We start from the raw sequence: 25256 nt of genomic DNA, 5'->3' as shown, positions 1-25256 counted from the left end.
GCTCGCGCACGTCGCCGCGACGATAGCCGATGGCGAAGCGGATCGGAAAGCCGCCTCAGCGGCTCTCCCGCGATCTAGGCGGGCACCTCGTCCGCCGGTGGCGCCATCGCCCCCGTCATAATGGCGACGGCATCCGACATGGTGTGGCGCTTCGGATTGATCACCGCGATGCGCTTGCCGAGGCGATGGATGTGGATGCGGTCGGCCACCTCGAACACATGCGGCATGTTGTGGCTGATCAGGACGATCGGCAGCCCCCGCTCCTTCAGGCGCAGGATCGTCTCCAGCACTTTTCGCGATTCCTTGACGCCGAGCGCCGCCGTCGGCTCGTCCATGATGACGACCCGGCTGCCGAAGGCGGCGGCGCGCGCCACGGCGACGCCCTGGCGCTGGCCGCCCGACAGCGTCTCGACCGGCTGGTTGATGTTCTGGATCGTCAAGAGGCCGAGCTCGGTCAGCTTCTGCCGCGCCATCTTCTGCATGTAGGCGCTGTCGAGGGTGCGAAACATCCGGCCGAAGAAGTCCTCGCGCCGCTTCTCGCGGCCGAGGAACATGTTGTCGGCGATCGACAGCGCCGGCGACAAAGCGAGGTTCTGGTACACGGTCTCGATGCCGAGGTTACGCGCCTCGATCGGGCTCTTGAACGCGACCGGCTGGCCGTTCAGCCAGATCTCGCCATGGTCGGGCGCCACGGCGCCGGTCAGCGCCTTGATCAGCGTCGACTTGCCGGCGCCGTTGTCGCCGATGACGGCGAGGATCTCGTTCGGCATCAGGTCGAAATCGGCATTGTCGAGCGCCACGACCCGGCCGTAGCGCTTGTTGAGCGCGCGGGCCCGGAGCGCGGGCACGGCCTCCGCCGGCGCCGCGACGACCGTATCGGGCGCGGAGCCCGTTCCAGGTTCAAGGGTCATGACGAAATCTTCCGGATCCACTGGTCGATGGTGACGGCGACGATGATCAGCACGCCGACGGCGAAGTCCTGCCAGAGCAGCTCGAGGCCGGAGAGGGCCAGGCCGTTGCGGAAGACGCCGACGATCAGCGCGCCCACCAGCGTGCCGATGATCGAGCCGCGCCCGCCGAACAGGCTGGTGCCGCCGATCACCACGGCGGTGATCGAATCGAGATTGGCGGTCTGGCCGGCCTGCGGGCTGACGCCGCCGATGCGGCCGATCAGCACCCAGGCGGCGATGGCGCAGATGAAACCGGCCAGCGCATAGACGGCGATCAGCGTGCGATCGGTATTGATGCCGGCGAGGCGCGCCGCGTCGGGATCGTCGCCCGCCGCGTAGACGTGGCGGCCGAACGCCGTCTTGTTCAGCACGTACCAGATGACCGCCGCGACCAGCAGCATCACGATCGAGCCGTAGTTCAGCACCCAGCCCTTCAGGAAGGTCCAGTCGAGGCCCATCTCGGCGAAGAAATTGTAGGGCCGGAGGATCGTGCCGGTCCATTGCAGGAAGGGCGCGGTTTCCTGCATGTCGGCCTGGCGGATCGTCTCGCTCTTCGAATACCAGACGTTGAGCGCGCCGAAGATGCTCCAGGTGCCGAGCGTGACGATGAAGGGTGGCAGCCGCAGCTTGGTGACGATCAGCCCGTTGACCATGCCGCAGGCGAAGCCGACCAACAGCCCCAGCGGAAAGGCGATCTCGACCGGCACGCCATAGACGACCGCCGTGCGCCCCATCACCACCGAGGCGAGGATCATGATCACGCCGACGGACAAGTCGATGCCGGCGGTCAGGATCACCAGCGTCTGCGCGACGCCGAGAATCGCGATGATCGTCACCTGCTGCAGGATCAGCGAGAAATTGAACGCCGACAGGAACTTGCCGGGCGCGGCGAACGAGAAGATCACGATGCCGATCAAGAGCACGATGAAGGGGATGCTGGTCGGAAACCGGTGCAGGAACTCCTGCGCGCGCCGGATCGGGCCGCGGTCCATCTCGTCGAAGGTCGCAACACCGACCGGGGCGGATTCGGTCAATCCGCTCTCCGCCGCGGCCGAGCCCGTTGCATTGTCACTCATAAGGCCATCCTCCCCGACGCCTCATCGTGGGAGCGCCGAAGCGCCCCCACGTCTTACGACGACAGCCGCTTGCGCGGCGCGAAAGTCTCAGCCCCAGCAGAGCTTGAGGCCCTCCTCGACGGTGATCGACGGAACGCCGTCGACCGGCTTGGCGGTGATCAGCTGCGCGCCGGTGTCGAGGAAGCCGGCCTTCGGGTCGATCTCCGGGATCTTGCCGGCATGGATCGCCTCGAGCGCCATTGCCGCCATCTTCAGCGGATATTGCTGCGAGGTGGCGCCGAGGGTGCCGGCCTGGACGTTCTTGACGCCCGGGCAGCCGCCGTCGATCGAGACGAGCAGCACGCTGCCGTCATCCTTGCCGACCGCCTTCAACGCTTCCCACGCGCCGGCCGCCGCCGGCTCGTTGATCGTGTAGACGACGTTCACGTCCGGGCATTTCTGCAGCGCGTTCTCCATCGCCGTGCGGCCCTTCTCCTGGTCGCCCTGGCTGATTTCATGCGTGCAGATGCGCGGATCGTCCTCGTCGCCGTACTTGTTCGGATCCTTCACGTCGATGCCGAAGCCCTGCATGAAGCCCTGGTCGCGCAGGAAGTCGACGGTCGGCTGGTTGGTGGCGAGGTCGAGGAAGACGATCTTCGCGTCCTTGGCCTTGTCGCCGAGCGTGCCCTTGGCCCACTGGCCGATCAGCTGGCCGGCCTTGCGGTTGTCGGTGGCGAAGGTGGCGTCGGCCGCGTTCATCGGATCGAGCGGCGTATCGAGCACGATCACCTTGAGGCCCGCGTCGCGCGCCTTCTGGATCGTCGGCACGATCGCCTTCGAATCCGAGGGAACGATGGCGAAGCCCTTGGCGCCGGCCGCGATCAAATTCTCGATCGCCGCGACCTGACCGTCATTGTCGCCGTCATACTTGCCGGCGGCGGTGATCAGCGTGACGCCGAGCTCCTTGGCCTTCGCCTGGGCGCCCTCGCGCATCTTGACGAAGAAGGGGTTGGTTTCGGTCTTGGTGATCAGGCCGATGACCTCGTCAGCCAGAACCGGCGCCGCGCTCAGCGCCAGAATGCCGCCGGCAAGCAGAAGTTTCTTCAGCATGTCCGTTCCTCCCTGGTCGTTTCTTGTTCTCGTCCGCGAAGCGACCAGTCTCTCCGCGACGCTCCCGGTCTCCTCCCGAGAATGCTAGGCGAGGCCGGCGAAACCGAGGGTTCCGCCGGTATCGAGCTCCCTGTCGTCGCCGCGCATTGCGATCGAGGCGCGGGACGAGACATTGAAGAACATCTTGCGGATGATGGCGCCGATGGCGGTGCTGGTCAGATCGGCGGCGTGGGCAAGGTCAGCCTTGCAGGCTTCGCCCGCGCGGCGCAACCTATGCAGGACGAGACACTCCCAATAGCGGCGAAGTTGCGCGGAATTACTTCCACGACCCGTGCCGGGCCTCTCCAATCCTGCCTCCCTGCGGCGGGCTGCTTTTCAGCCGCTCGATTAACTTGTTTTGATGCAGTTAGTCGACGCAGCTTCCTTTAAGTCAATATGGATTCGTCACCGCGCTGCGGCAGAGGGGTGCATCAGAGATAGGCGATGGCGCGGCCAGCGAGCAGCACGACCACCCAGACGGCGAGCGAGAGCGCCGCGAACGGGCGCGCCCGTCCGAGATCGCCGCGCCGGAGATCGACGGCGACGAAGCCGTGAAACGCCGCGACATTGACGAGGCCGATCAGAAGCATCGCCATCTTGAGCTGGAAGGCGGGATTGCGGACCAGCGCGCTCGCCTCGGCCGAGAGCAGCACGCCGCCGGAGACGAACTGCAGCAAAAGGCCGAAGGCGCGCACCGGCGCTTCAAGCGCCGCGTTTGTCAGCGCCGCGCGAACTCGGGCTTGAGCACGGTATAGAGCCGGCGGAAGCGCTCGATCTTCTCGGCGTAGCGGGCGGTCTCGGCCGGGTCCGGATCGATCGTCGCGCGGATCGGCGGCGCCGTGCAGATGCGTGCCGGCTGTCCGCCCGTCGCGGCGAGGATGGCGAGCCTGGCCGCGCCGAAGGCGGGTCCCTTGGCGCCGCCCTCGTTGAGCACGATCTGCACGCCGAGCACGTCGGCGAACATCTTGATCCAGAGCGGGCTCCTGGCGCCGCCGCCGATGACCGCCATCCGCGTCGGGCGCGTGCCGGCGGCGGCCAGCGCCGCCTGCGCGTCGGCGAAGGAGAAGGCGACGCCCTCCAGCACAGCGCGGACCAGGTCGGTCGTCTGCGTCGCGGGCGTCAGGCCGAAGAAGACGCCGCGCGCATAGGGATCGTTGTGCGGCGTGCGCTCGCCGGCGAGATAGGGCAGGAACAGGAGGTCGCTGTTCCGGACCGGCTCGGCCTCGACGCGGGCGAGCAGCTTGCCGATATCCGCCTCGCCGACCAGCTGTGCCACCCAGGCGAGCGCGCTGGCGCCGTTCAGCATCGCCGCCATCTGGAACCAGCGCCCCGGCAAAGCATGCGCGAAGGCGTGGACATAGGCGGCCGGATGCGGGCGATAGGTCTCGTTGACGACGAAATATTGCCCCGACGTGCCGAGCGAGATGAAGGCGTCGCCCTCGTCGATGGCGCCGATGCCGACGCCGCCGGCGGCCGCGTCACCCGCGCCGCCCGCGACGATCACGCCCGGCTTCAGGCCGAGCGCCGCCGCGACAGGCGCGGCCACGGCGCCGGAGACGTCGGAGCCCTCGACCAGCCTCGGCATCACGGCGGGATCGAGCCCCGTCGCGCTCATCACTTCCGGCGACCAGCGGCGCTCCGCCTCGTCGAGCCAGAGCGTGCCGGCGGCGTCCGACATTTCCGAGACATAGGTGCCGGTCAGGCGGAAGCGGACATAATCCTTCGGGAGCAGCACATGCGCGATGCTGGCGAAGATCTCCGGCTCGTGCCGCGCGACCCAGAGCAGCTTCGGCGCGGTGAAGCCCGGCATGGCGGGCACGCCGGCGATGCGGCCGAGATCGGGGAGCCGGTGTTCGAGCTGCGCGCATTCGGCATGGCTGCGGCCGTCGTTCCAGAGGATGGCCGGGCGCAGGATCCGACCTGCCTGATCGAGCAGCACGGCGCCATGCATCTGGCCGGAGAGGCCGATGGCGACGGTCGCCTCGAACGCGGCCGGAGCCTTGGCCCGGAGCGCGCCGAGCGCGCTCTCGGTGGCGCGCCACCAATCCTCCGGATCCTGCTCCGACCAGAGCGGATGCGGCCGGGAAATCGGCAGCGGGACATCCGTCTCGGCGAGCACCGCCTGGTTCTCGTCGACGAGCAGCGCCTTCACTGCCGATGTGCCGATGTCGATGCCGATATAAGTCATGTGCGCTCGCTCCCGTGCAGGGCTCAAGAACGTTGCAAGCGACCCGACTTGTCAATCCGTTCCTCGCGCCGTTCCTCGCACAGCGCACAGGCGTGAATTTCCCCCGACTTTCGCCATTGCGGAAAAGCCCGCAACATCCTCCTCGACGAGTGTCAAAAAAAGGAAATGCATGACTGGTAGGAAGGCGCCGTTCGGCCCCATATGAGCATCGCATCCACGCGATGCCGCGGTGATTTGAAAAGCAGCTTGCGCCGCGACACCAAACGCTAAAGCGTCACGACGGGTTCGTGGCTCTGGATTTCGATGAGGAGATCTTCGATGCCGAAAACAACAGCAACCCTGCGTCATCCCCTCCGCCGAATGATGATGTGTCGCCGCTGTCGGAACTCTGGCTGAATTTCGACATTGAGGGTCGCCGGGCGGTGTCCGGATGGCTCTCGAAAAGAGACATGATCGATCGCGGCCTGAAGCTTGCATGGCAGGTTTCGGCGGCGAAAGGAGAACTTCGGTGTTCGACAACTACATTATCGAGATCGACGACGAGGCGGCCGGCATCCTGATCCGGTCCGGCAGGAGCTTCGCATTTCACGCGCTGGAGGGCGCCTTCGCGACGCTCGAAGGCCAGATCTTCACGGATGTGATCGCCGCGGAGCGCGCCGCGCGCAAGATCCGCCGCCATCCCGCGACGCAACTGGCGCGCGCGTCCTGATATTGGATCCGCGCGCCGATGTCAGGCGCGCGGGCCCTAAGGCAATGCGGAGGGCGCTGGACGCTGCTGCCACCCTCCGCCCTTCGAGACGCACTCCCCCTCGCCCTGCCCTCTCCCGCTCGCGGGCGAGGGTTTCGGTCGCCAACCTCCGTTTATCTCGGAACGACGCGCGCAAGGCGTTCCTCGCGGCGCGAGGTCGGGGCGGCGGCCAGCCTGAGCCTGAGGCCGATCGGGAGATTTGCAACGCAGTCTGTCAGGGTCCCTTAGCCTTGCACCCATTGATTGAATTGGGCGGGATCTTCACTTAATCGCTTGTAAAGGCAGGGCCCTATAGTTTCGTCGCCGGTGTGGTCCTCAGGAAAGCGTCCCGTTTGACGAACTACATTGACGTCCGTTCAGACGACATCGAGCAAACGACCGACTTCAGCGACGTTCGGGATCTGCATGCATTGTGGCTCCAGGCGAAGGACGGCGCGCTGCCGGAGCTCACGCATTTCGCCGACTGGCTCACGGGTCCGCTGGGCGAGCGCACGCTGTTGCTGCGCGCCGATGGCGACGCGCTCGTCTACGCGCATGTCGGCAGCCGCGTGCTGGCGCTGTTCGGCCACGACCCCACCGGCAAGGCGCTGGAGGCGCTGACCAATCCCGGCGCGATCTCGTTCCGCCCCGTCTATGTCGACGTGCTGCGGAGCGGCCGGCCGGGCCTCGGCCTGCACAACAAGGTCGGCTTCGGCGCGGTCGGCATCACCGAGCGGCTGATCCTTCCCGTCCAGGACCGGGGCACGCCCTGCCTCCTCTGCTATATCCGCCCCCGCGAGGACGCCACCAACATCCTGCGCTCGGTGTTCAACGTCAGCGCCGACGCCATCACCGTCATCCATGCCTTCCGCGATGCCAGCGGCGCGATCGAGGATTTCGGGGTCCTGGCGGCCAACGCCGAATCCGCGCGGCGGCTCAATGCGACGCCGGAATTGCTGATCGGCAGGTCGATCCGCGAGATCTGGCCGTTTGCCCAGGAAAAAGGCCTGCTCGCCCGTTTCGTGCGCGCCGTCGAGAGCCAGATCTCCGACGTCTTCGACGCCAGCTATCCGCAGGACGGCAAGCTGGTGGACCGGCAGCTGCGGCTGGCGCCGCATGGCGAAGGGCTCACCATCACCGACGTCGACATCGGACCGACGCTGGCGGCCGCCCGCGCCATCAACCAGCAGCATCAGGACCTGATCAAGGCGAACGAGATGCTGGAGGCGCGCGCCATCGATCTGATGGCGAGCTACGAGTCGCTCGAACGCACCACGCAGGAACTGCGCGACGAGATCACCCGCAATCGCGCCCTCGAGGCGGAACTGGTGCATCTCGCCCATCACGACAGCCTGACCAGCCTGCCGAACCGCAGCTTCTTCGAGCTGCGCTTCGAGGAGAAGCTGAAGCAGATGAAGCGGGCCCGCCGCCGCGCCGCGCTCTGCATCATCGATCTCGACCATTTCAAGGACATCAACGATAGCCTCGGCCACGACGCCGGCGACATGGTGTTGCGCGAAATCTCGAGCCGCCTGCGCAGCACCATCCGCAAATCGGACGTCATCGGCCGGCTCGGCGGCGACGAGTTCGCCGTCGTGCTGACCAACGCGCACGACATCGAGGACGCCGCCACCGCCGTGCGGCGCATGATGGTGGCCGTCGCCCGCCCGTTCTCGGTCAAGGGCCAGGACGTGCCGATCAGTCTGAGCGCCGGCATCGCCATCTTCCCGGCCGACGGCCGCACCTTCGGCGAGCTGATGGCGGATGCCGACATCGCCGTCTACCGCGCCAAGCGCGCCGGCCGCGGCCGCACGGTGTTCTTCGAGCCGTCGATGCGCGACGACGCCGAGCGCCGCTACGGCCTGTTGAAGGCGCTGCGCCTGGCGCTCGATGCCGGGCAGATCATGCCGGTGTACCAGCCGCTGGTCGACATTCGCACGGGCGGGCTGGCCGGCTTCGAGGCGCTGGCCCGCTGGCAGCACCCGGAACGCGGCATGCTGGCGCCCGCCGCCTTCGCCGAGACCTTCGACGAGCCCGACATCGCGCAGGCGATGACCAAGATGATGCTCGGTCGCGTGCTGGAGGATCTGGCCAACTGGCGCAGCCAGGGCCTGGCGATCCGGACCAACATGAACGTCACGGCGTTCGATCTGCGCAATCCCGGCTTCGCCGACGATCTGGTGGCGCAGCTGCGCCGGCACGGGCTGGACAGCGACCAGCTCGGCATCGAGGTGACGGAGACGACCATCCTGTCGCGCGACGCCGAACGCATCGAGGCGACGCTGCACGAACTGCGCCGGCTCGGCTTCTCGATCGCGCTCGACGATTTCGGCACGGGCTACGCCTCGCTCAGCCATCTGCGCGCCCTGCCCGTCAACAGCCTCAAGATCGACCGGTCCTTCGTCACCGACCTCGAGCACGACCCGAAGACCAACGCGATCGTCCGCTCGATCATCGAGCTCGCCGCGGCGCTGGAACTCGAGATCATCGCCGAGGGCGTCGAGACGCGGGCCCAGCTCGACGCCGTGCGCGCGCTCGGTTGCCCGATCATCCAGGGCTATCTGATCGCCCAGCCGATGGCGGCGGAAGACGTGCCGGGCTTCGTTACCGACTTCGTCGATTCCGTCTCGTCGCGACGCTGGCGGGTCGCCTAGCTTTCCGTCCCCGGTCGGCAGTCGGACCCGGCGGCAATCGCCTGCATGAAGGCGACCATCCGCTCGCCGAGCGCGTCCTGGTCGAACCGGTCCCGCGTCGCTTCCGCGTTCCGCCGCCACGCCAAGAGTTGTGCCGGCTCGACGAGAATCCGGCCGAGCGCCTGTTCCCAGTCCCGCCGATCGCCCGGCGCCGCCAGATCGCCGGTGACCCCGGGTTCGACCAGCTCTGGAATGCCGCCGATCCGGCTGCCGAGCACCGGCAGGCCGAGGCTCTGCGCCCGCACGACGACGCCCGGCCAGTTCTCCCGCCAGACGGAGGGGACGCAGAGAAGATCGGCGTTCTGCATGTGGTCGGCGACCTCCGTCTCGGAAACCTGGCCGTGAAAGCGCAGCCACGCCGCGCCCGGATAGCGGGCCCTCAGCCTCGCCTCCTCCACGCCGCCGCCGACGATCGCGAGCTGGAAACGGTGCGAGCGCGCCAGCGCCGCCGCGGCGTCGAGCAGGATCTCGACGCCCTTGCTCGGATGCAGGCGGCCGACATAGAGCAGCCGCACCCGGTCCGCCCCGGTGCGCGCCACCGTGGGCGGCAGGTAGTGGTTCGGGTTCGGAATGCTGGCGTGCGGATACTCGGACACCGGGAAGAAATCCGCGAGCGCCGCCAGATTGGCCTCAGACGGCGAGTTGAACCCGACGCGCCGGAAACGGCGGATGAGCGATAGCTTGTAGCGCGCCGAGAGCCGGCACCCGACGCATTGGCGGCGGCAATTCTCACCGCGACGGAACATCGACATCCGGATGCAGGCGAGACCGAGATCGTGCAGCATGACGAGCGTCGGCAGGTCGCGGTCGGCGATCTCGGCAAGTGCGGCATAGCCGATCCCCTGAATGATATGGACGCCGACGAAATCCGGCCGGAAGGCGTCGAGCACGCGCGCGACGAGCCGGCGGTTGCGCGGATCGAAATGATCCTGCAGGTGCCAGATCGGCTTCTGCCAGAGCGGCGCGTCCGGCGCCTCGACGGCGGGATAGAGATGGGCGGTGCGCAGCCGCCAGATCCGCAAGCCGCCCACCAGCTCGCCGTCGAGGACCTCATCTTCGCGCCGAGCCCCGGTCAGGACGGCGACCTCATGCCCCTGCCCCGCGAGCCAGGCGGCGAGATTGGCGGCCGAATTCTCCGCGCCTCCCCGCGCATTGGGCGGATAGAGCGCGGCGATCAGCAGGATCCGCATCGCCATCAGACGCGGACCGGCGCAGGGAGGCTCGCGGAGACGCCGGAGGATCGCACCGGCGCCGTCAAACCGGCGGCGGCGAACGGATCCAGCGCCTTGCCCGCGAGCATGCCGAGCAGGAGGGCCGGCAAGATCGATTCGACGACATTCGACATCATGCCGATGACGAGGAGGACCGCCGCCAGCACGAAGACCTTGCGGAACACCGCCGGGGCGGCGGCGGCGAGCGCGCGATTGCCCTGCAGGAAGGCGAGCAAGAACACGGCCGAGCCGATGCCGAAGCTCGCATAGAGAAAGACGAACAGATTGTCGGCGGCGCTGTAGCGGGCCGGATCGAAATAGGCCTGGCCGGCGCCGATGCCGCCGAAGCCGAGGCCAAGGAGCAGGCGCGGCCAGGGCGGATCGAGCAGCGCGAAGGCGCGCGGCCACATGTCGGCCAGGCGCAGATTGAGCGAGCCGAACGACAGGAAGCCGGCATTCCCCCATTGCGGCAGGCGCAGGCCGAGAAGCGCGGCGATGGGCAGGCCGATCAGAATCGCAAGCAGGAGGACCAGCAATCCCTGGCGGCGTTCGAAGGCGCCGGGCCGGCGGCCGGCATGATCAAAAAAGGCGACGAACAGCGGCGTCAGCAACACCGCGACCAACGGCGCCTTCGACGTCGTCAGCCAGACGGCGGCGAGCGAGACGATCCACACGGCCGCCTTGGCCGGCCGTCCGAGCCGGCCGACGAGCAGCAGCGCGCCGCCGAGCGCGATCTGGTTGGCGGCCGTGAAGCTCGCCCGCGAGAAGCCGGGCAGCCGCTCGACCTCGAAGGCGCTCCAGCTGCGCGCGAACACGGTCTTCACGCCGAGGATCTCGTAGCTCTGGCCGTGCCACGGGAACCAGACGACGGCGCTGACGAAGACGCCGAGCACGGCGATCCACCAGAGCGCGCCAACCATCCGGAGCGCCGCCGGCAGTCCGCCGACCGCGACGACCAGCATGCCGAGGAAGAGCGGCATGAAGGTGTAGAGCCCGAACGCCGCCTGCAACGGCGCCCGCCCGAGCCAGAGCGCATGGAACAGCCAGAGGGTGGATACCGTGAAAATAGCGATCGCCGCCGGATCGGCCCGAAGCGAGCCGAAGCGCAGGCCGAGATAGGCGACGACGACGGCCGTCGCCACGAGGATGGGCGCATAGGAGAGGCCGACCAGGCCGAGCTGCGAGAGCCCGTAGCGCAGCGGCCCGCCCAAGGCATCGCTGGCCATGAGCAGCGCAAGCGCGGCAAGCACGGGCATGCGAAACAGGGAAGCCAGATCGCCGGTCATCCGAACCCGCCACGGCCACGCCATTTTCACGACGCTTCGGGCGGATCGACCCCAACCGGAAGCTGTGGGAGCAGGCTGCCGACACGCGGGCCCGGCGTCAATCCCCTAGGGTCAATCTCAGTGGGCGTCCGTTCCCTTGGACGTCAATCCCCTGGGCCTCAATCCCCCTGGCGAGCCGCCTGGCCCGACGCCAGCAGGGCCAGCCCCTCCGCCAGGCCGTCATGGCTGAAGGTGAAAGCCGGCTTGTCGCCCGGCTTCAGCGTCACCTGGACGACGCTGACCTTCGCCGCGCGCATGCTGTCGACGAAGCCCGGCGTCAGCTTGGCGCGAACCTCGCACGAGGTCGCGCCGCAGGAATCATAGGGAACGTCGATCGGCTGCTTGTCGTCGAAATGGAGCGACATGCCGGCCCGCACCATCACCCCGGTCGGCACGGTCCAGACCGCATGCATCTCGCCGTCCCCGGCGCGCTCGATGCGCCAGGTCGCGTCGAGGCCGGCCTCGTCCCGCCTGGACTGGACCAGCGCGCAGACGGATCCGGCATCGCAGTGAAGCCCCCAGGCGCCGACGCTTTTGCCCGGCGCGGAAGCGTCCGGTCCCCCGCCGTGCGCCGCCGCGAGGGCCGTCTGCGCCCAGGCGACGGCGGGGTCGATCAGCTGGTCCTTCCAGACGATCCCGACCGTGGCGGAAAACACGACGACGAGCACGAAGACGAGAGCCCAGAGCCAGGAGCGTCGCCCCGACGGCTCCTCCTCGTCATAGACGTCATAGTCGTCCTCGATCATCTCGCCTGCCCCCACGGCGGATCGCAACGGGAAGCCCGGATTCGGCCTTCCCCGGGCGGCGTGCCCCCGCTCCCGCCGCCGCGCTCCCTTCAGCAGGGAGCGTCCTTCTTGGTGTCCTTCTTGGCGCCATGCCTGGCGCCATACTTCACGTCATTCTTGGTGTCGTTCCTGCCGGCCGCTTCCGCGGCCGCCGATCACTTGATCTTGCCGTAAGTCGCCGAGAAGCCGGCCAGCGACATCGGCAGCTTGATCGCTTCCTTGTTCAGGTTCTGGAACGTGACGTTGAAGACCTTGCCCTTGAACATCGCGGCCAAAAGCGCGTCGCTCACCGGCGCGCCGGCATAGCAGCCGCCAGCGTCGCAGGTCTGCAGCGGCAGCACTTCGCCGCTGGCGCCATCGACGTCGATGGTGACGCCGCCGGCCAGCGACAGGCCGAGGGGCCCGCGGATCATCAGGACCGGCGCGCGCGTCTGCGACGGGACGCGCACCGTGATCGAACCGACGAGCTGGCCCGAGCCGGAAATGACGGCGCGCTGCTCCATCTGGCATTCGAGCTCGGCGGCGCGGCCAGGGCCCTGGCAGGTGCTGATCCAGCTCGGCGCCGCCGGGGCGTCCTGCGCCACCGCGAGAGAAGGCGCCGCGAAGAACAGCGCCGCGCCGGCCAGCGCAGGCCCGAACCCGCGCCCAAAATGCTTGGTCATATAGTCCCCCAGAAAATTTCGCGGAGTTTCGCCGGAGTCGGTGCTCCCGGCAAGATGGTGAAAGCAAGTCGCGGTCCCTATCCCCGCCGGTGGCCGGCGGCGGAACCATCCCGCCGGCTCGCCAGAGCACCCCGTCAGGACCTGTGCCGCACGAACCCTTGACCGACGCTGCAAAAGGCTGAACCGCCGACCTTGCGGCCGGCGGTTCCTGTTCTTGTCCCGGACCGGAAGACTACCAGGCCCAGCGGGCGCCGATCTTGCCGGTGCCGCCGATATAGTCGTCGCCGAAGCGCAGGTCCGCCTTGGCAAAGCCCGTCCATCCGCTCTTCGTCGAGAAGATGTTGATGCCCGCGCCGATCTCGCCGAAGACATCCGGCGCGTCGTCCTCGACGACGAGGCCCGGGCCGCTGTCGAAGAAGACCGTGTTGTTGCTCAAGAGCTGGCCGGCGATGCCGATGCTGACATAGGGGTCGTACTTGACGCCGTCCTTCAGCGACGAACCGCCGAACCGCGCGCCGAGCTTGCCCTCGAGGCCGTCGCCATTGTCGAAGTTGACCGGCGTGCCCTGGATCGTGACGTTGTCGATCCGGGTATGGGCGTAGGCCAGGCTGGCGTTCGGCTCGATGAACATGCCGGTCGCCGTGTAGAAGCGGTAGCCGGTCTCGACCCGCCCGCCGATCGTCGTCGAGTCGGTGCTGTCGCTGGCGCCGCCGATATCGTAGTCGGCCTTCAGGAAGTCGCCCTTGATCAGGGCATCGACATACGCGCCACCCTTGACCCAGCTGGCATAGACGCCGACCTGCGGGCCCGAGAACCGGACGTTGTCGCCATTGTTGAAGTCGACATTGCTGGTCACGTAGCCCGCGAGCACGCCGGCGATCAGGACGCCGTCGGCGACCGTGCCCTCGAACTCGTGGTCGATACCGCCCTGGAAGCCCCAGAGCGTCTGGTCATAGCCGGTATCGAGCGTCACCGACTGGTTCTGGAACGGCGTGATCGTCGTTTCCGTGCTGCGCTCGGCGCCATTGCCGATCAGGCGGGCCCAGATGCCCGACTTCTTGGTCGGGTCGGCCGTGGTCTGCTGGGCGCTGACGCGCAGGTCGCCCGCACGGTCGATCCAGCTGTCGGACGTCGTGTTCCAGATGCCCCCGGCGAGACCGGCGAATTCGGCCAGCGCATAGGCGCTGCTGTCGGCATAGTTCGCCAGCACGAAGGCGTTGGAACCGGGCGGTGCCGTGGGACCGGGCGAGTCGAGGAAGAGATCGTAGGTGAAGAGCCCGCGATCGATCGGTCCGTTGGCGAGGTAGAAGGCGTCCTTCGACGCATTGCCGAGGACGACGCCGACGACCGGCGTGCCGACCGGATTGTATTCGGCGTTCACGGTCGGGTCGAAGTTGACATGGACAGCCGTCTTGCCGGTCACGTCGCCGCCGACGATCAGGAGATCGGAGGCGGAGTTGTAGCGGCCGGCAAGGATGGCGTCGACCGCGAGCTTGCTGCCGGCGCCGGCGTTGAAGTTGCCGGACATGTAGGTGACGTCGCCGACGTTCGAGCCATAGTACGGCGCGAGCATCGGCGCATGGCCGACCAGGCCGTTCTGCATGCTGAGCAGGCCGGTATTGTTGAAGTTGTCGAGGCCGGTGAACGTCGTCAGGCCGGTCGACCGGAACGTGCCCTCGTTCTCGACCAGGCTGCTGCCGCCGACAAAACTGAACGCCGTGAAGCCGTTGACGTCGAAGTTCCCCCCGGAGCCGTTCCGGACATGGCTGTCGCCGGCCCCGGTTCCGAGCGCGAACACCGTCGTGCCGGTCGCCTTGAAGTTGCCGGTGTTGAGGACCTCATTGTCGCCGAGCGCGGTTCCGAGCGTGAACACCGACGTTCCCGAGACTTCGAACGTATCGCTGTTCCGGAGGCTGTTGTCGCCGTCCAGCGTGCCGAGCGTGAACGCCGTGGTATCGCCGCCCAGGAAGGTCCCGGAATTGTCGACGGTGTTGTTGCCCTTGCCGCTCACCAGCGTGAAGGCCGAGGTATCGCCAATCTCGAAACGACCGCTGTTCGTCAGGCTGTTGTCGCCCTTGATCGCGCCGAGCGTGAAGACGGCATCGTCACCGGCGAGGAAGTCGCCGGCATTGCTGACGGCATTGGCACCCTCGCCCGTCGCCAGCGAGAAGATCGCGTCGTCGCCCGTGCGGAACGTCCCGCTGGCGAGGTTCGACACTGTGTTGTCGCCCTTGAGCGCGCCGAGCGAGAACACCGCGTCATTGCCGGCCACGAAGCCGCCTGCATTGCTGACCGTGTTGGTGCCGTCCCCGTTCACCAGCGTGAACACGGCGTCATCGCCGGTGCGGAACGTCCCATTCGGGCCGTTCGTTACCGAGTTCGAGCCCTTGACGGCCCCGAGCGTGAAGACAGCGTCCTGTCCGGCGAGGAAGTCGCCATCGTTGCTGATGATATTGGCAGCATTGGCGCCACCGCCTGCGAACAGCGAGAACACCGCATCGTTGCCCGCCCGGAAGCGACCATCGTTGCTGACAGTGTTGATGCCATCACCCGTGGCCAGCGAGAACACGGCATCGTCGCCGGTGCGGAACGTCCCGCCGGTGAGGTTCGACACCGTGTTGTCGCCCTTGACCGCGGCGAGCGTGAACACCGCGTCATTGCCGGCCACGAAGCCGCCGGCATTGCTGACCGTGTTGGTGCCGTCGCCGTTCACCAGCGTGAACACGGCGTCGTCGCCGGTGCGGAACGTCCCATTCGTGCTGTTCGTTACCGTGTTCGAGCCCTTGACGGCCCCGAGCGTGAAGATCGCGTCGTTTCCGGCGAGGAAGTCGCCATCGTTGCTGACGATATTGGCAGCATTGGCGCCACCGCCTGCGAACAGCGAGAACACCGCGTCGTCGCCCGCCACGAAGCGACCGGCGTTGCTGACCGTGTTGGTGCCTGCGCCCGTCGCCAGCGAGAAGATCGCGTCGTCGCCCGTGCGGAATGTCGCGCCGGCAAAGTTCGAGACGGCATTATCGCCCTTGACGGCGGCGAGTGTGAACACAGCATCGTTGCCCGCCCGGAAGCGACCATCGTTGCTGACCGTGTTGATGCCGTCGCCTGTCGCCAGGGTGAACACGGCGTCGTCGCCCGCCACGAAGCGACCTTCGTTGTCCACTCGGTTGTTGCCGGCGCCCGTCGCCAGCGAGAACACCGCGTCGTCGCCGGTGCGGAACGTCCCGCTAGCGAGGTTCGTCACAGAGTTGTGGCCAGTGACCGCGCCGAGCGTGAAGATCGCGTCGTTCCCAGCGAAGAAGCGGCCGGTGTTGCTGAGGGTGTTGTTGCCGTCGCCGTTCACCAGTGTGAACGCCGCGTCATTGCCCGCTACGAAGCGACCGTCATTGCTGACCAGGTTCGCGCCGGCCCCCGTCACGAGCGAGAACACGGCGTCGTCGCCCGTGCGGAACGTCGCGCCGGCGGCGTTCGTCACCGAGTTGAAGCCTGTGACCGCGCCAAGGGTGAAAACAGCGTCATTGCCCGCTACGAAGCGACCGTCATTGCTGACCGAGTTCGCGCCGGCGCCTGTCACGAGCGAGAACACGGCGTCGTCGCCCGTGCGGAACGTCGCGCCGGCGGCGTTCGTCACCGAGTTGAAGCCCGTGACCGCGCCAAGGGTGAACACAGCGTCGTCGCCCACCACGAAGCGGCCGTCGTTGCTGACCGAGTTCGCACCTTCCCCGGAAGCCAGCGTGAACACCGCGTCCCCACCCGTCCGGAACGTCCCGCTGGCGGCATTCGCCACCAAGTTGGAGCCCTTGACCGCGCCCAGCGTGAACACGGCGTCGTCACCCGCCACGAAGCTGCCGGCGTTGCCGACAGTATTGGTGCCGTCGCCGGTCGCCAGCGTGAACACGGCATCGTCGCCCGTCCGGAACGTCCCGCTGGCGGCATTCGTCACCAGGTTGTGGCCCGTGACCGCGCCGAGCGTGAAGACGGCGTCCTGCCCGGCCACGAAGAGACCGCCATTGTTGACAGTATTCGCGCCTTCGCCGGTCGCCAGCGTGAAGACCGCGTCGTCACCAGTGCGGAACGTCCCGCCGGCGACGTTCGTCACGGAGTTCGAGCCCTCGAGCGCGCCGAGCGTGAGCACGGCCGTATCGCCCGTCACGAAGCTGCCCTTGTTGACGACCTCGTTGACGCCGTTGGCCGCGAACAGCGTGACCACCGACGCATCGTCGATCTTGATGTCGCCGGTGTTCGTCAGGGTGTTCGTGCCGGCGTCGGTGGCGAGCGTGAATACGGCGGAGCCGGTGGTGTTCAGTGCCCCGGTATTCGTCACCTTGTTGTCGCCGCCGCCGTTCAGCAGCGTGAAGGCGAGGTTTTCGCCGTTGATCTCGCCGTCATTGACGAGTTCGTTCGTCCCCTTGCCCGTGCCGAGCGTGAAGGTCGTCAGGCCGGTGGCGTCGATGGTGCCGTTGAGCGTGTTCGTGACCTGATTGCCGCCCTTGTCGGTCCACTGGACGAAATTGGTGATGCCGCCAAGGTCCATGGCGCCGTTGTTGGTGATCGTGTTCTGGCCGCCCTGGCTGTACTGCGCGAAGAGCGACGTGTTGGCCAGGGTCGCCGGCTTGCCGACATTGACGTTGAAGGCGCCGTTGTTGGTGATGGCGTTGTTGCCCTCATCCGCGACCATGGCGACAACGGCGTTGCCGGAGGCATCGACCGTCCCGTCATTCTGGATGCGATTGTCGCCAGCCCCGTCTCTCGCCAGGACGCTGAGGCCCGAGGTCTGCCAGATGCCGCCTGCCTTGTTGTGGATGAAGTTGGCGGCATTGTCGCCGGTCGTGTAGGCGATCACCGAGCCGACAACCTTGCCGGTGTTGTTCAGGTCAAGATGGCCGCCAGCCGTCGCCACGGCGATCTGACTGGATCCGCCGGCGCCGCGGATCTCGCCCGCATTGTTGATCGTGGTCCCGGTCTTCGAATAGGAGACGACGACCGGAACGATGGCGCCGCCACCGCCGTTGATGGAGCCATCTTTCTTGACGTCGATCTCGACCGACGAATTCAGGGCGAGGCCCGCGACGCCGATGCCGCCGCTGTTGACCTCAGCGTTTTCGTCGATGGTGACAATCACCTTGCCCGTGCCGAGGGTGGCGCCGGCCAAGCCGACCAGCCCCCCATTGACCGTGCTTCCCTGACCGAGGGTGACCGTGGCGTTGCCCGTGCCGAGGGTGGCGCCGACCGCGCCGATCAGCGCCGCATTGACCGTGCTTCCCTCACCGAGGGTGACCGTGGCATTGCCGTCGGCGAACGCCGCGGCCGCCGCGCCGATCTGGGCGCCGCTCACCGTGACGGTCGGATCGAGCGAGACACTGGCGTCCTTGTTGACGGAGAAGGCGGCGGCGCCGAGCAGGCCGCCATTGGCGACCGTCACATCGTCATGAAGATTGACCGTCGCCTTGCCAGTCAGGGCAACGCCAATCACGCCGCCGCTAATGCCAACCGCGGTCAGATCAACGCCGGTGGCGTTGCCGATGATCGTGCCGAGATCGAACCCGGGGACGATATTGGCAAGATCAAGCGCGCCCGCACCCGCTTCAACCTTGCCTGCATCGATCGTTACATCGCCAGAGTTGGCGCCCACGCCAAAACCGGCAATGCCAACAATACCTACTCCGTCCGCGGACTTCACCGAGCCATAGACGGTGGTGCCGCCGACCGTTTCACCACCTATTACGACATTGCCCAATCCAGACAGCGCCTGGATGCCCGTCTTGTCGCCAGAAATTGTCCCGGAATTCTTGATAGTCACCGATTGACCGGCGGCAATCTTGAGACCGATGCCACCCGCGTCAATCGTTCCTCTGTTGGTTACATTGGTCTGACCCAGAGCCTTCGTGATCGAGATTGCGTCGTCCTGAGCCTTCACAAGGCCCGAAGGGCCCACCGTCATGTTGAGCGTACCCGAGGCAGAGCCAGCGACGATCGCGTTTCCATCGTTACTCTTAATCGTGCCGTTGATGGTCCAGTTCTGCGCGCCGCCGGAGCTGGCGTTCACCATGGTCCCGTCGCCAACAACAGAACTGAATTGGTCCAGCATGTTGAACGTGAAAGTGCCGATTGTCGCGGTGGCAGTGATAGGCGAGTTTACCTCCGATCCCGCATTGATATTGGTCGTGATACTTCCCACCCCTGATGAAGCCGAAGTACCTGCCTGCACACCTGTGGCGCAGGTGATCGTGCGATTGCCGAAAAATTCATTTCCACTGGCCGTACACGCCGCCCTCGCCTGCTGCGGCGTCATCATCGCCATGCCTGCGAGCAGCACCGCGCCGGAGGCTGAGCTCAGCAGCGAGGCCTTGCGGCCAGCGTTCCATTTCGAAATCGACATCCAGACCCCCGGATTCATCCAAGCCATAGCCGGCGACAGCCCCACGAGCCGCCAGGCGCATTTACATGGCTGAGATATGAGCCAGAGCTCGGTGGCGGAGTCCAGATACAGCATCCGCAGGTTGAATAAGACAACCTTAAGGACTCAACTCGTGTTGACTTCCTGATTTATGCAACCTGCAGGAGTATAAAAATCAGCATTTAGTTTGAATTTTGAACTACATGTCCGAGATATCGTTCGTCAGCCATACGATTGATCGCGATGCGTGCATCGAGGAAAAATGGCGCATTTTCGGTTGTGGGGCGCGGTTCGATTTTTTGGATTGTTGCCCATACGACACACATTCCTTGGTTGTGCCCCTGGGGAAAGCACGTCGGCCCGTGACGCGGGCGAATCACCGTCCCGCTCCGGAAGACGGCGGCGCCGGCCGGATACGTCGCCAAGGGTCGACAGCTCCGGCAATTCATGGGATCAAGCCGCGCCCATCCAAGGAGAACGGCGTAATGGAACCGAATACCCAGGCTTTGATCGACGAGATCAATCACGCCATGCGCAATATCGACGCCGGCATGACGGCGATCATGGCCTTCGTCGCCTCGATCCCCGGCGCCAAGGATGTCGATATCGAAGCCGTCAAGGTGCGCCTGAACGTGCCGAGCAATATGAAGGCCGGCACGCGCCAGCCGCCGCCGAACATCGTCGTCGCCGAAGTGCTCGACCGGCTGAAGCGGATGGCCGACAAGGAATAGCCGAAAGGCAGGAAACTGCCGGCGCGCGGACCCGTTCCGCGCGCCGCTCTTTTTTGCTCCGCGCCGGGAGCGGACCGTTTTCGCCACAACCCTCCCCCGACGGCCCGAAAGCCGGCGCGCCGCGAAAACGCCAGTTCCGCCGCAGTATCGGGCACGGCGTCATCTTGGCCGCTACCTATGCGCGGCATCGATCTACTGCATCCCGTCTGGATTGCGGCAGGCGAACGCGCCGCTTAGCGCGCGAGCTCTCCTGCACAGAATGCGTGCACAGACGCTCAACCTCGGCTATACGCTCCGTCGATAATTCCAAAAGTCGGCAACACGACCGAACGGGCGGGCCCGCCCAGGCAGGCCAACGCACCCGCGTCCCGCGTGGGTAAAAACCCCGGTCGCTGCTGCTTCGTCCTCGTGGAGCCCATTTGCCATGACATCGACCACCGCGGCGGCCCTGCCCGCCGCCCCCGCCAATTCTCGCTCGCGCGTCATCCTCGCGAGCCTGGTCGGCACGACCATCGAATTCTATGATTTCTACGTCTATGCGACGGCGGCCGTGCTGGTCTTCCCGCATCTGTTCTTCCCGCCCGGCAACGAGACGACGGCGCTGTTGAACTCCTTCGCCATCTTCGGCGCGGCGATGGTGGCGCGGCCGATCGGCGCCATCTTCTTCGGCCATCTCGGCGACAAGCGCGGCCGCAAGATCACGCTGGTCGGCGCGTTGCTCACCATGGGCATCGCCACCTTCCTGATCGGCCTGCTGCCGACCTATGCGATGGTCGGCTGGTTCGCGCCGGGGCTGCTGGTGCTGCTGCGCCTCGCGCAGGGCTTCGCCATCGGCGGCGAATGGAGCGGCGCGGCGCTGGTCGCGACGGAAAACGCGCCCGCCGGAAAGCGCGCCATCTTCGGCACCTTCCCGCAGCTCGGCGCGCCGGTCGGCTTCATCATCGCCAACGGCCTGTTCCTGATCATCGCGGCACTGATGCCCTCCGACGATCCGTCCCGCCCGTCGACGGCCTTCCTCGACTGGGGCTGGCGCATCCCGTTCCTGTTCTCGGTCGTGATGGTGATCGTCGGCCTCTGGGTCCGGCTGAACCTCGTCGAGAGCGCGGCCTTCGAGAAGACGGTCGAGACCGGCAAGGTGCAGAAGGTTCCGCTCGCCGCCGCCTTCAAGCTGCATTGGCGGCAGCTGATCCTCGGCACCTTCTATATGCTGGCGACCTATGTGCTGTTCTACCTGATGACGACGTTCTCGCTCAGCTATGGCCGCGCCGCGATCGACGCCGCGCTGCCGGGCCTCGGCTACGACTACCGCACCTTCGTCGTCATGATGATCATCGGCGTCGTCTTCTTCGGCATCTTCACGCTCGCCTCCGGCCCCTGGGCCGATCGCTGGGGCCGCCGCAAGACGCTGATCTGGATCACGCTCGCCATCATCCTGTTCGGCCTCGTCTGGGTGCCGCTGCTCGCCGCCGGCACGGTCGGCGTCATGGCCTGGCTGATCCTCGGCTTCACGCTGATGGGCATGACCTTCGGGCCGATGGGCGCGCTGCTGCCGGAACTGTTCCCGGCCAATGTCCGCTATACCGGCTCCGGCATCTCCTACAACGTGTCGTCGATCCTCGGCGCCGCTGTGGCGCCCTTCGTCGCCGTGGCGCTCTGGAGCTATGGCGGCGGCAGCCCGTTCTGGGTCGGCATCTATCTGTCGGCAATGGCGACGCTGACGCTGATCGCGCTCCTCGCCGGCAAGGAGACCAAGGACGTCGACATCGACGCGTAAGCGCCGGAAACGTCTGAAATCTTGACGGCCCGCGCTTCCGCGCGGGCCGTTTTCGTTTTTGGGCCTCAGCCGAGATCCGGCAGGACGCGCTCGAGCGTGGCGCGGCGGGGCTCGAGGAAGGCCGGCAGCTTCAGCGACTGGCCGAGGCCGGCCAGCGGCTCGTCGACGGCGAAGCCCGGCACGTCGGTGGCGATCTCGAACAGGACGCCGTTCGGCTCGCGGAAATAGACCGAGCGGAAATAGGCGCGGTCCTTCTGCCGTGTCGTCCGGAGGCCGTGGTTCGCCACCAGCTTCTCGACCATCGCCGCCTGCGCCGCGTCGTCGGCGGCGCGGAAGGCGACGTGATGCACCGATGCAGCGCCGAGACTGCCGCGCGGAAAACCCGGTGCGACGCGGAGGTCGACGATGCCGCCCTGCCCCTCACCCGCGACCTGGTAGCGAACCGTCGTCCCTTCGCTCGCCGTCTCGGCGAAACCGAAGACGTCGGCGAGGATACCGCCGGTCGGCTGCGCGTCCTCGATCAGCAGCGTCACCGAATGGAAGCCGCGGATCGCCATCTCGGCCGGAATGTCGGCCGCTTCCCGTCCGGGCTCGCCTTGCGCGCCGGCGACGCCGACCAGCGCCAGCCGCATGCCGTCAGGATCGCGGAACGACAGCACCGGATCGCCGAAGCGCCGCGCCGGCGTCTCGTGTGCGACACCCTTCTCGACGAAGCGCTGCGCCCAGTAGCCGATCGCGGCGGCCGGCACACGAAACGCTGTCTCGAAGGTCTCGCCGGTGCCGACCTGGCCCTTCGAGGCCGTCTCCCAGGGGAAGAAGGTCAGAAGCGTGCCCGGATGCCCGGCGTCGTCGCCGTAATAGAAGTGATAGGTGCCGGGATCGTCGAAATTGACGGTCTTCTTGACGAGGCGCAGCCCGAGAATGCCGGCATAGAACCCGAGGTTGCGGCGGGCCGGGCCGGAGATCGCGGTAACGTGATGGATGCCGTTCGACATGGGGATCTCCCGTGGCTCAAAGCGCGAAATCCGCGCTTGTTCGAGCCCCATGTAGGTCGCCGGAGCCGCTTCGGCCATGCCGCCGCCACAGCCTGGCGTTGAACAGCCTGTCCACCGGACGGGTCTTTCACGATGCGGCGGAGATGGAGCAAAGGAATCCATTTGACTCCGCAAAAGCTCACTTATACGTATAAATAATACGTATAAGGAGGAGCGTCGGTGTCGAGCAGGCCAACCCAGAAGGATGTCGCCATCCGTGCCGGCGTCTCGCAGGCGACGGTGTCGATGGTGCTGGGAGGCGCCAGCACGCAGTCGGTCTCCGCCGAGACCGTGCAGCGGATCCGTGCCGTCGCCGAGGAGCTCGGCTATGTGCCGAACCGCTTCGCGCAGGCGCTGAAGACGCGGCGGACGATGACGATCGCCTGCATCGTCCCCGACATCACCAACCCCTTCTATCCGGGCCTCATCCGCGGCGTTCAGAAGATCGCCCAGGAGCGCGATTACGACGTCATCGCCGTCAACACCGACGGCGTGCCGGCGCGCGAGCGGCACTTCCTCGACTGGGCCCGGCAGGGCCGCGTCGACGGCGTCATCGGCGTCTTCTTCACGGTGCGCGTGCAGGATTTCGTGCCCCTGCTCAACACCGGCGTCCCGGTGGTGCGGATTGAATCGGCCAAGAAGCGGGGCGGCGATCTCGCCGTCGACGACATCTTCGTCGACAGCCGGGCCGCCGCCGTCGCCGTCACCGAGCACCTGATCGCCAAGGGCCATCGGCGCATCGCCATGGTGGCCGGCAGCGGCGGACCGCAGGGTGTGCGCGTCGAGGGCTATCGCGAGGCGCTCGCCCGCGCCGGCATCGAGCCGCTGGTCGCGATCGAGAGCGCCTTCAGCGAGGCAGGCGGCTTTCGCGCCGCCGAGGCGATCCTCGCCACCGGCTACGAGCCGACCGCGATCTTCGCCGCCAACGATTTGATGGCGATCGGCGTCATGCAGGCGCTGCGCGAGCGGGGCATCGACATCCCCGGCCAGATCGCCGTCTTCGGCTTCGACGACATCTCGGCGGCGCGGCTTGTCACCCCGCCGCTCAGCACCGTCGCGCAGTTCCAGGACCGGATGGGAGAGAAGGCAGCCGAAATCCTGATCGACCGTCTGAGCGGATCCCGCTCGGGCGGAGGCACTACCGAGGAAATGCCGTTCCAGCTGATCGAGCGCGGCACGGTCTAGACGTCAGACTGATCTCAGGAGGAAACCATGAACAGACGCACATTCATCGCCGGATCCCTCGGGCTCCTCGCCAGCACCGCCCTGATCGGCAGCGCCCTCGCGGCGGGCAAGCCCATCACCTGGTGGTACGAAGCCGCCGATCCGCAGCAGCAGGGCTTCATCAAGACCGGCATCATCGAGCCCTTCAATGCCGACCATCCGGACCTCAAGCTGACCATCGACTATCGCGGCACCGAGCTCGACAAGCAGATGCGCGTGGCGCTTCTGTCCGGCAACGGCCCCGACATCGTCTATACCGCCGGCCCGACCTATGTCGCGCCGATGGCCCGCGCCGGCCAGCTGCTGCCGCTCGACGACTATCTCACCCGCTTCGGCTGGGGCGACCGCATCCTCCCCGTCTTCATCGAGATGGGCAAGTATGACGGCAAGCTCTATGCGCTGCCGAAGACCTACGAGACGCTCGGTCTCTTCTACAACAAGACCCTGTTCGAGAAGCATGGCTGGAAGGCGCCGACGACGATCGCCGAGATCGAGACGCTGGCCGACGCCATGCTCGCCGAGAAGATCATTCCGTTCGCTTCGGGCAACGCCAACTGGCGCCCGGCCAACGAGCACTATGTCTCGATCGTGCTGAACTCGATCGCCGGCCCGGAGAACGTCTACAAGGCGCTGAAGGGCGAGATCCCCTGGACGGCCGAGCCCTTCGTCAAGGCGATCGATACGCTGAACCGCTGGTGGCAGAAGGGCTATTTCGGCCCCAACTACTTCTCGCTCACCGACGAGCAGGCCTTCGCCCAGATGGCATCCGGCCAAGCCGGCATGATGCCGACGGGCACCTGGCAGTTCCAGCGCGTGAACACCTATTTCCCGCGCAACAACGCCGAGGCCGGCTTCGTCGGCTTCCCGAGCGCCGAGGGCCTCGCCGGCCCGGTCTATCCGCTCGGCGTCGGCTCGACCTTCTCGATCGCCTCGGCTTCCAAGAACGCGGACGGCGCCGCGACGGCGATCGACTACATCTTCTCCGACCGCACCTATGGCGTCATGAACTCGGTCTGGCCGGGCGAGTGGAACACGCCGCTGGACGACCTGTCGAAGGTGAAGGTCGACAATGGCCTGCCGCTCTACAACGAGACGATGAAGACGCTGGCCGACGCCGTCGGCGACAACCACTACGGCTACACGACCTGGACCTTCCTGCCGCCGGCGACCGATTCCTACCTGGTCAGCGGCATCGAGGAAGTCTGGCTCGGCCGCACCACCACCGCCCAGTTCCTGGAGCAGTTGAACGCGTCGTTCCTGCAGGAAAAGGCCGACGGCAAGGTGCCGGCCATCCCGGCCCGGTAAACCCCACGCCTGACGGAGCGGCGGCGCGATCGGCGCCGCCGCGCCTTCC

Annotated in this window: 18 protein-coding genes; 6 read left to right on the top strand and 12 right to left on the bottom strand. The window is 66.7% G+C overall.

The features are described from left to right. Positions 1 to 74: 74 nt before the first annotated feature. The 6 genes from AC6HZP_RS09100 to xylB all read right to left on the bottom strand — a co-directional run bounded on the left by AC6HZP_RS09100 (position 75) and on the right by xylB (position 5342). A complete protein-coding gene (locus tag AC6HZP_RS09100; RefSeq protein ID WP_497526295.1) occupies positions 75 to 911 on the bottom strand; it encodes an ATP-binding cassette domain-containing protein in 837 nt (278 codons plus the stop codon). Continuing rightward, on the bottom strand, positions 908 to 2026 hold the full coding sequence (locus AC6HZP_RS09095; protein WP_201403252.1) for an ABC transporter permease: 1119 nt from the start codon (positions 2024 to 2026) through the stop codon (positions 908 to 910). Before AC6HZP_RS09095 ends, AC6HZP_RS09100 begins: the two co-directional genes overlap by 4 nt. 87 nt (positions 2027 to 2113) lie before the next feature. Further along, the gene (locus AC6HZP_RS09090; RefSeq protein WP_201404384.1) at positions 2114 to 3112 is read right to left on the bottom strand and encodes a sugar ABC transporter substrate-binding protein; all 999 of its coding nucleotides are present in this window, start codon (positions 3110 to 3112) and stop codon (positions 2114 to 2116) included. 87 nt (positions 3113 to 3199) lie between these two features. Then, complete coding sequence (locus tag AC6HZP_RS09085; protein ID WP_497526294.1) at positions 3200 to 3463, bottom strand: hypothetical protein; 264 nt, start codon at positions 3461 to 3463, stop codon at positions 3200 to 3202. Positions 3464 to 3585: 122 nt separating this feature from the next. Then, positions 3586 to 3849 carry a hypothetical protein gene (locus AC6HZP_RS09080; protein ID WP_497526293.1) on the bottom strand — a complete coding sequence of 88 codons (264 nt, stop codon included), beginning with the start codon at positions 3847 to 3849 and terminating at the stop codon, positions 3586 to 3588. A 23-nt stretch (positions 3850 to 3872) separates the two neighbouring features. Next, positions 3873 to 5342 carry a xylulokinase gene (gene xylB, locus AC6HZP_RS09075; protein ID WP_497526292.1) on the bottom strand — a complete coding sequence of 490 codons (1470 nt, stop codon included), beginning with the start codon at positions 5340 to 5342 and terminating at the stop codon, positions 3873 to 3875. Between the two features lie 508 nt (positions 5343 to 5850). On the opposite strand from xylB, the gene AC6HZP_RS09070 reads away from it, so the two are divergent. Further along, positions 5851 to 6051 (top strand): hypothetical protein, encoded by a 201-nt coding sequence (locus AC6HZP_RS09070; protein WP_497526291.1) that lies wholly within the window; start codon positions 5851 to 5853, stop codon positions 6049 to 6051. A gap of 371 nt (positions 6052 to 6422) precedes the next feature. Continuing rightward, on the top strand, positions 6423 to 8723 hold the full coding sequence (locus AC6HZP_RS09065; protein ID WP_497526290.1) for a putative bifunctional diguanylate cyclase/phosphodiesterase: 2301 nt from the start codon (positions 6423 to 6425) through the stop codon (positions 8721 to 8723). Here the strand turns inward: AC6HZP_RS09065 and AC6HZP_RS09060 are convergent. From AC6HZP_RS09060 to AC6HZP_RS09040, 5 genes are all read right to left on the bottom strand, one after another. After that, positions 8720 to 9958 (bottom strand): glycosyltransferase, encoded by a 1239-nt coding sequence (locus AC6HZP_RS09060; protein ID WP_497526289.1) that lies wholly within the window; start codon positions 9956 to 9958, stop codon positions 8720 to 8722. The two genes, AC6HZP_RS09065 and AC6HZP_RS09060, sit on opposite strands and share 4 nt — an antisense overlap. Then, positions 9958 to 11259, bottom strand: a complete 1302-nt coding sequence (locus AC6HZP_RS09055; RefSeq protein WP_497526288.1) for a hypothetical protein — start codon at positions 11257 to 11259, stop codon at positions 9958 to 9960. The genes AC6HZP_RS09060 and AC6HZP_RS09055 overlap by 1 nt, the downstream gene beginning before the upstream one ends. A 158-nt stretch (positions 11260 to 11417) precedes the next feature. Beyond that, a complete protein-coding gene (locus AC6HZP_RS09050) occupies positions 11418 to 12044 on the bottom strand; it encodes an invasion associated locus B family protein (protein WP_497526287.1) in 627 nt (208 codons plus the stop codon). 194 nt (positions 12045 to 12238) lie between these two features. Further along, positions 12239 to 12745, bottom strand: coding sequence for an invasion associated locus B family protein (locus tag AC6HZP_RS09045; RefSeq protein ID WP_201403243.1), 507 nt, complete (start codon positions 12743 to 12745; stop codon positions 12239 to 12241). A 232-nt stretch (positions 12746 to 12977) separates the two neighbouring features. Next, entirely contained in the window at positions 12978 to 19121 is a 6144-nt protein-coding gene (locus tag AC6HZP_RS09040) for a hypothetical protein (protein ID WP_497526286.1), read from the bottom strand. 503 nt (positions 19122 to 19624) lie between these two features. Here AC6HZP_RS09040 and AC6HZP_RS09035 point away from each other — a divergent pair. After that, positions 19625 to 19870 (top strand): hypothetical protein, encoded by a 246-nt coding sequence (locus AC6HZP_RS09035; RefSeq protein WP_201403241.1) that lies wholly within the window; start codon positions 19625 to 19627, stop codon positions 19868 to 19870. 424 nt (positions 19871 to 20294) lie between these two features. Continuing rightward, entirely contained in the window at positions 20295 to 21644 is a 1350-nt protein-coding gene (locus tag AC6HZP_RS09030) for an MFS transporter (RefSeq protein ID WP_497526285.1), read from the top strand. A gap of 65 nt (positions 21645 to 21709) precedes the next feature. Here AC6HZP_RS09030 and AC6HZP_RS09025 read toward each other — a convergent pair whose 3' ends face one another. Further along, entirely contained in the window at positions 21710 to 22639 is a 930-nt protein-coding gene (locus AC6HZP_RS09025) for a ring-cleaving dioxygenase (RefSeq protein WP_497526284.1), read from the bottom strand. A 219-nt stretch (positions 22640 to 22858) separates the two neighbouring features. Between AC6HZP_RS09025 and AC6HZP_RS09020 the strand changes: the two genes are divergently transcribed. Both AC6HZP_RS09020 and AC6HZP_RS09015 read left to right on the top strand, forming a co-directional pair. Then, on the top strand, positions 22859 to 23863 hold the full coding sequence (locus AC6HZP_RS09020) for a LacI family DNA-binding transcriptional regulator (protein WP_201403238.1): 1005 nt from the start codon (positions 22859 to 22861) through the stop codon (positions 23861 to 23863). A 27-nt stretch (positions 23864 to 23890) separates the two neighbouring features. Continuing rightward, positions 23891 to 25207: an ABC transporter substrate-binding protein gene (locus AC6HZP_RS09015; protein ID WP_497526283.1), complete on the top strand. Its 1317-nt coding sequence runs from the start codon at positions 23891 to 23893 to the stop codon at positions 25205 to 25207. The last annotated feature ends 49 nt before the right edge of the window (positions 25208 to 25256 follow it).

The organism is Kaistia sp. SLG-1, from assembly GCF_059699055.1.
Note: the sequence above shows the minus strand (reverse complement) of the source record. Positions and strands in the feature narration are given on the sequence as shown.

What these genes read in the sequence shown, in the direction of transcription:
- AC6HZP_RS09015 (WP_497526283.1), top strand. Translation starts at nt 23,891, where the DNA reads ATGAACAGACGCACATTCATCGCCGGATCCCTCGGGCTCCTCGCCAGC.
- xylB (WP_497526292.1), bottom strand. Translation starts at nt 5,342, where the DNA reads ATGACTTATATCGGCATCGACATCGGCACATCGGCAGTGAAGGCGCTG.
- AC6HZP_RS09045 (WP_201403243.1), bottom strand. Translation starts at nt 12,745, where the DNA reads ATGACCAAGCATTTTGGGCGCGGGTTCGGGCCTGCGCTGGCCGGCGCG.
- AC6HZP_RS09030 (WP_497526285.1), top strand. Translation starts at nt 20,295, where the DNA reads ATGACATCGACCACCGCGGCGGCCCTGCCCGCCGCCCCCGCCAATTCT.
- AC6HZP_RS09040 (WP_497526286.1), bottom strand. Translation starts at nt 19,121, where the DNA reads ATGTCGATTTCGAAATGGAACGCTGGCCGCAAGGCCTCGCTGCTGAGC.
- AC6HZP_RS09095 (WP_201403252.1), bottom strand. Translation starts at nt 2,026, where the DNA reads ATGAGTGACAATGCAACGGGCTCGGCCGCGGCGGAGAGCGGATTGACC.
- AC6HZP_RS09025 (WP_497526284.1), bottom strand. Translation starts at nt 22,639, where the DNA reads ATGTCGAACGGCATCCATCACGTTACCGCGATCTCCGGCCCGGCCCGC.
- AC6HZP_RS09100 (WP_497526295.1), bottom strand. Translation starts at nt 911, where the DNA reads ATGACCCTTGAACCTGGAACGGGCTCCGCGCCCGATACGGTCGTCGCG.
- AC6HZP_RS09050 (WP_497526287.1), bottom strand. Translation starts at nt 12,044, where the DNA reads ATGATCGAGGACGACTATGACGTCTATGACGAGGAGGAGCCGTCGGGG.
- AC6HZP_RS09060 (WP_497526289.1), bottom strand. Translation starts at nt 9,958, where the DNA reads ATGGCGATGCGGATCCTGCTGATCGCCGCGCTCTATCCGCCCAATGCG.
- AC6HZP_RS09035 (WP_201403241.1), top strand. Translation starts at nt 19,625, where the DNA reads ATGGAACCGAATACCCAGGCTTTGATCGACGAGATCAATCACGCCATG.
- AC6HZP_RS09055 (WP_497526288.1), bottom strand. Translation starts at nt 11,259, where the DNA reads ATGACCGGCGATCTGGCTTCCCTGTTTCGCATGCCCGTGCTTGCCGCG.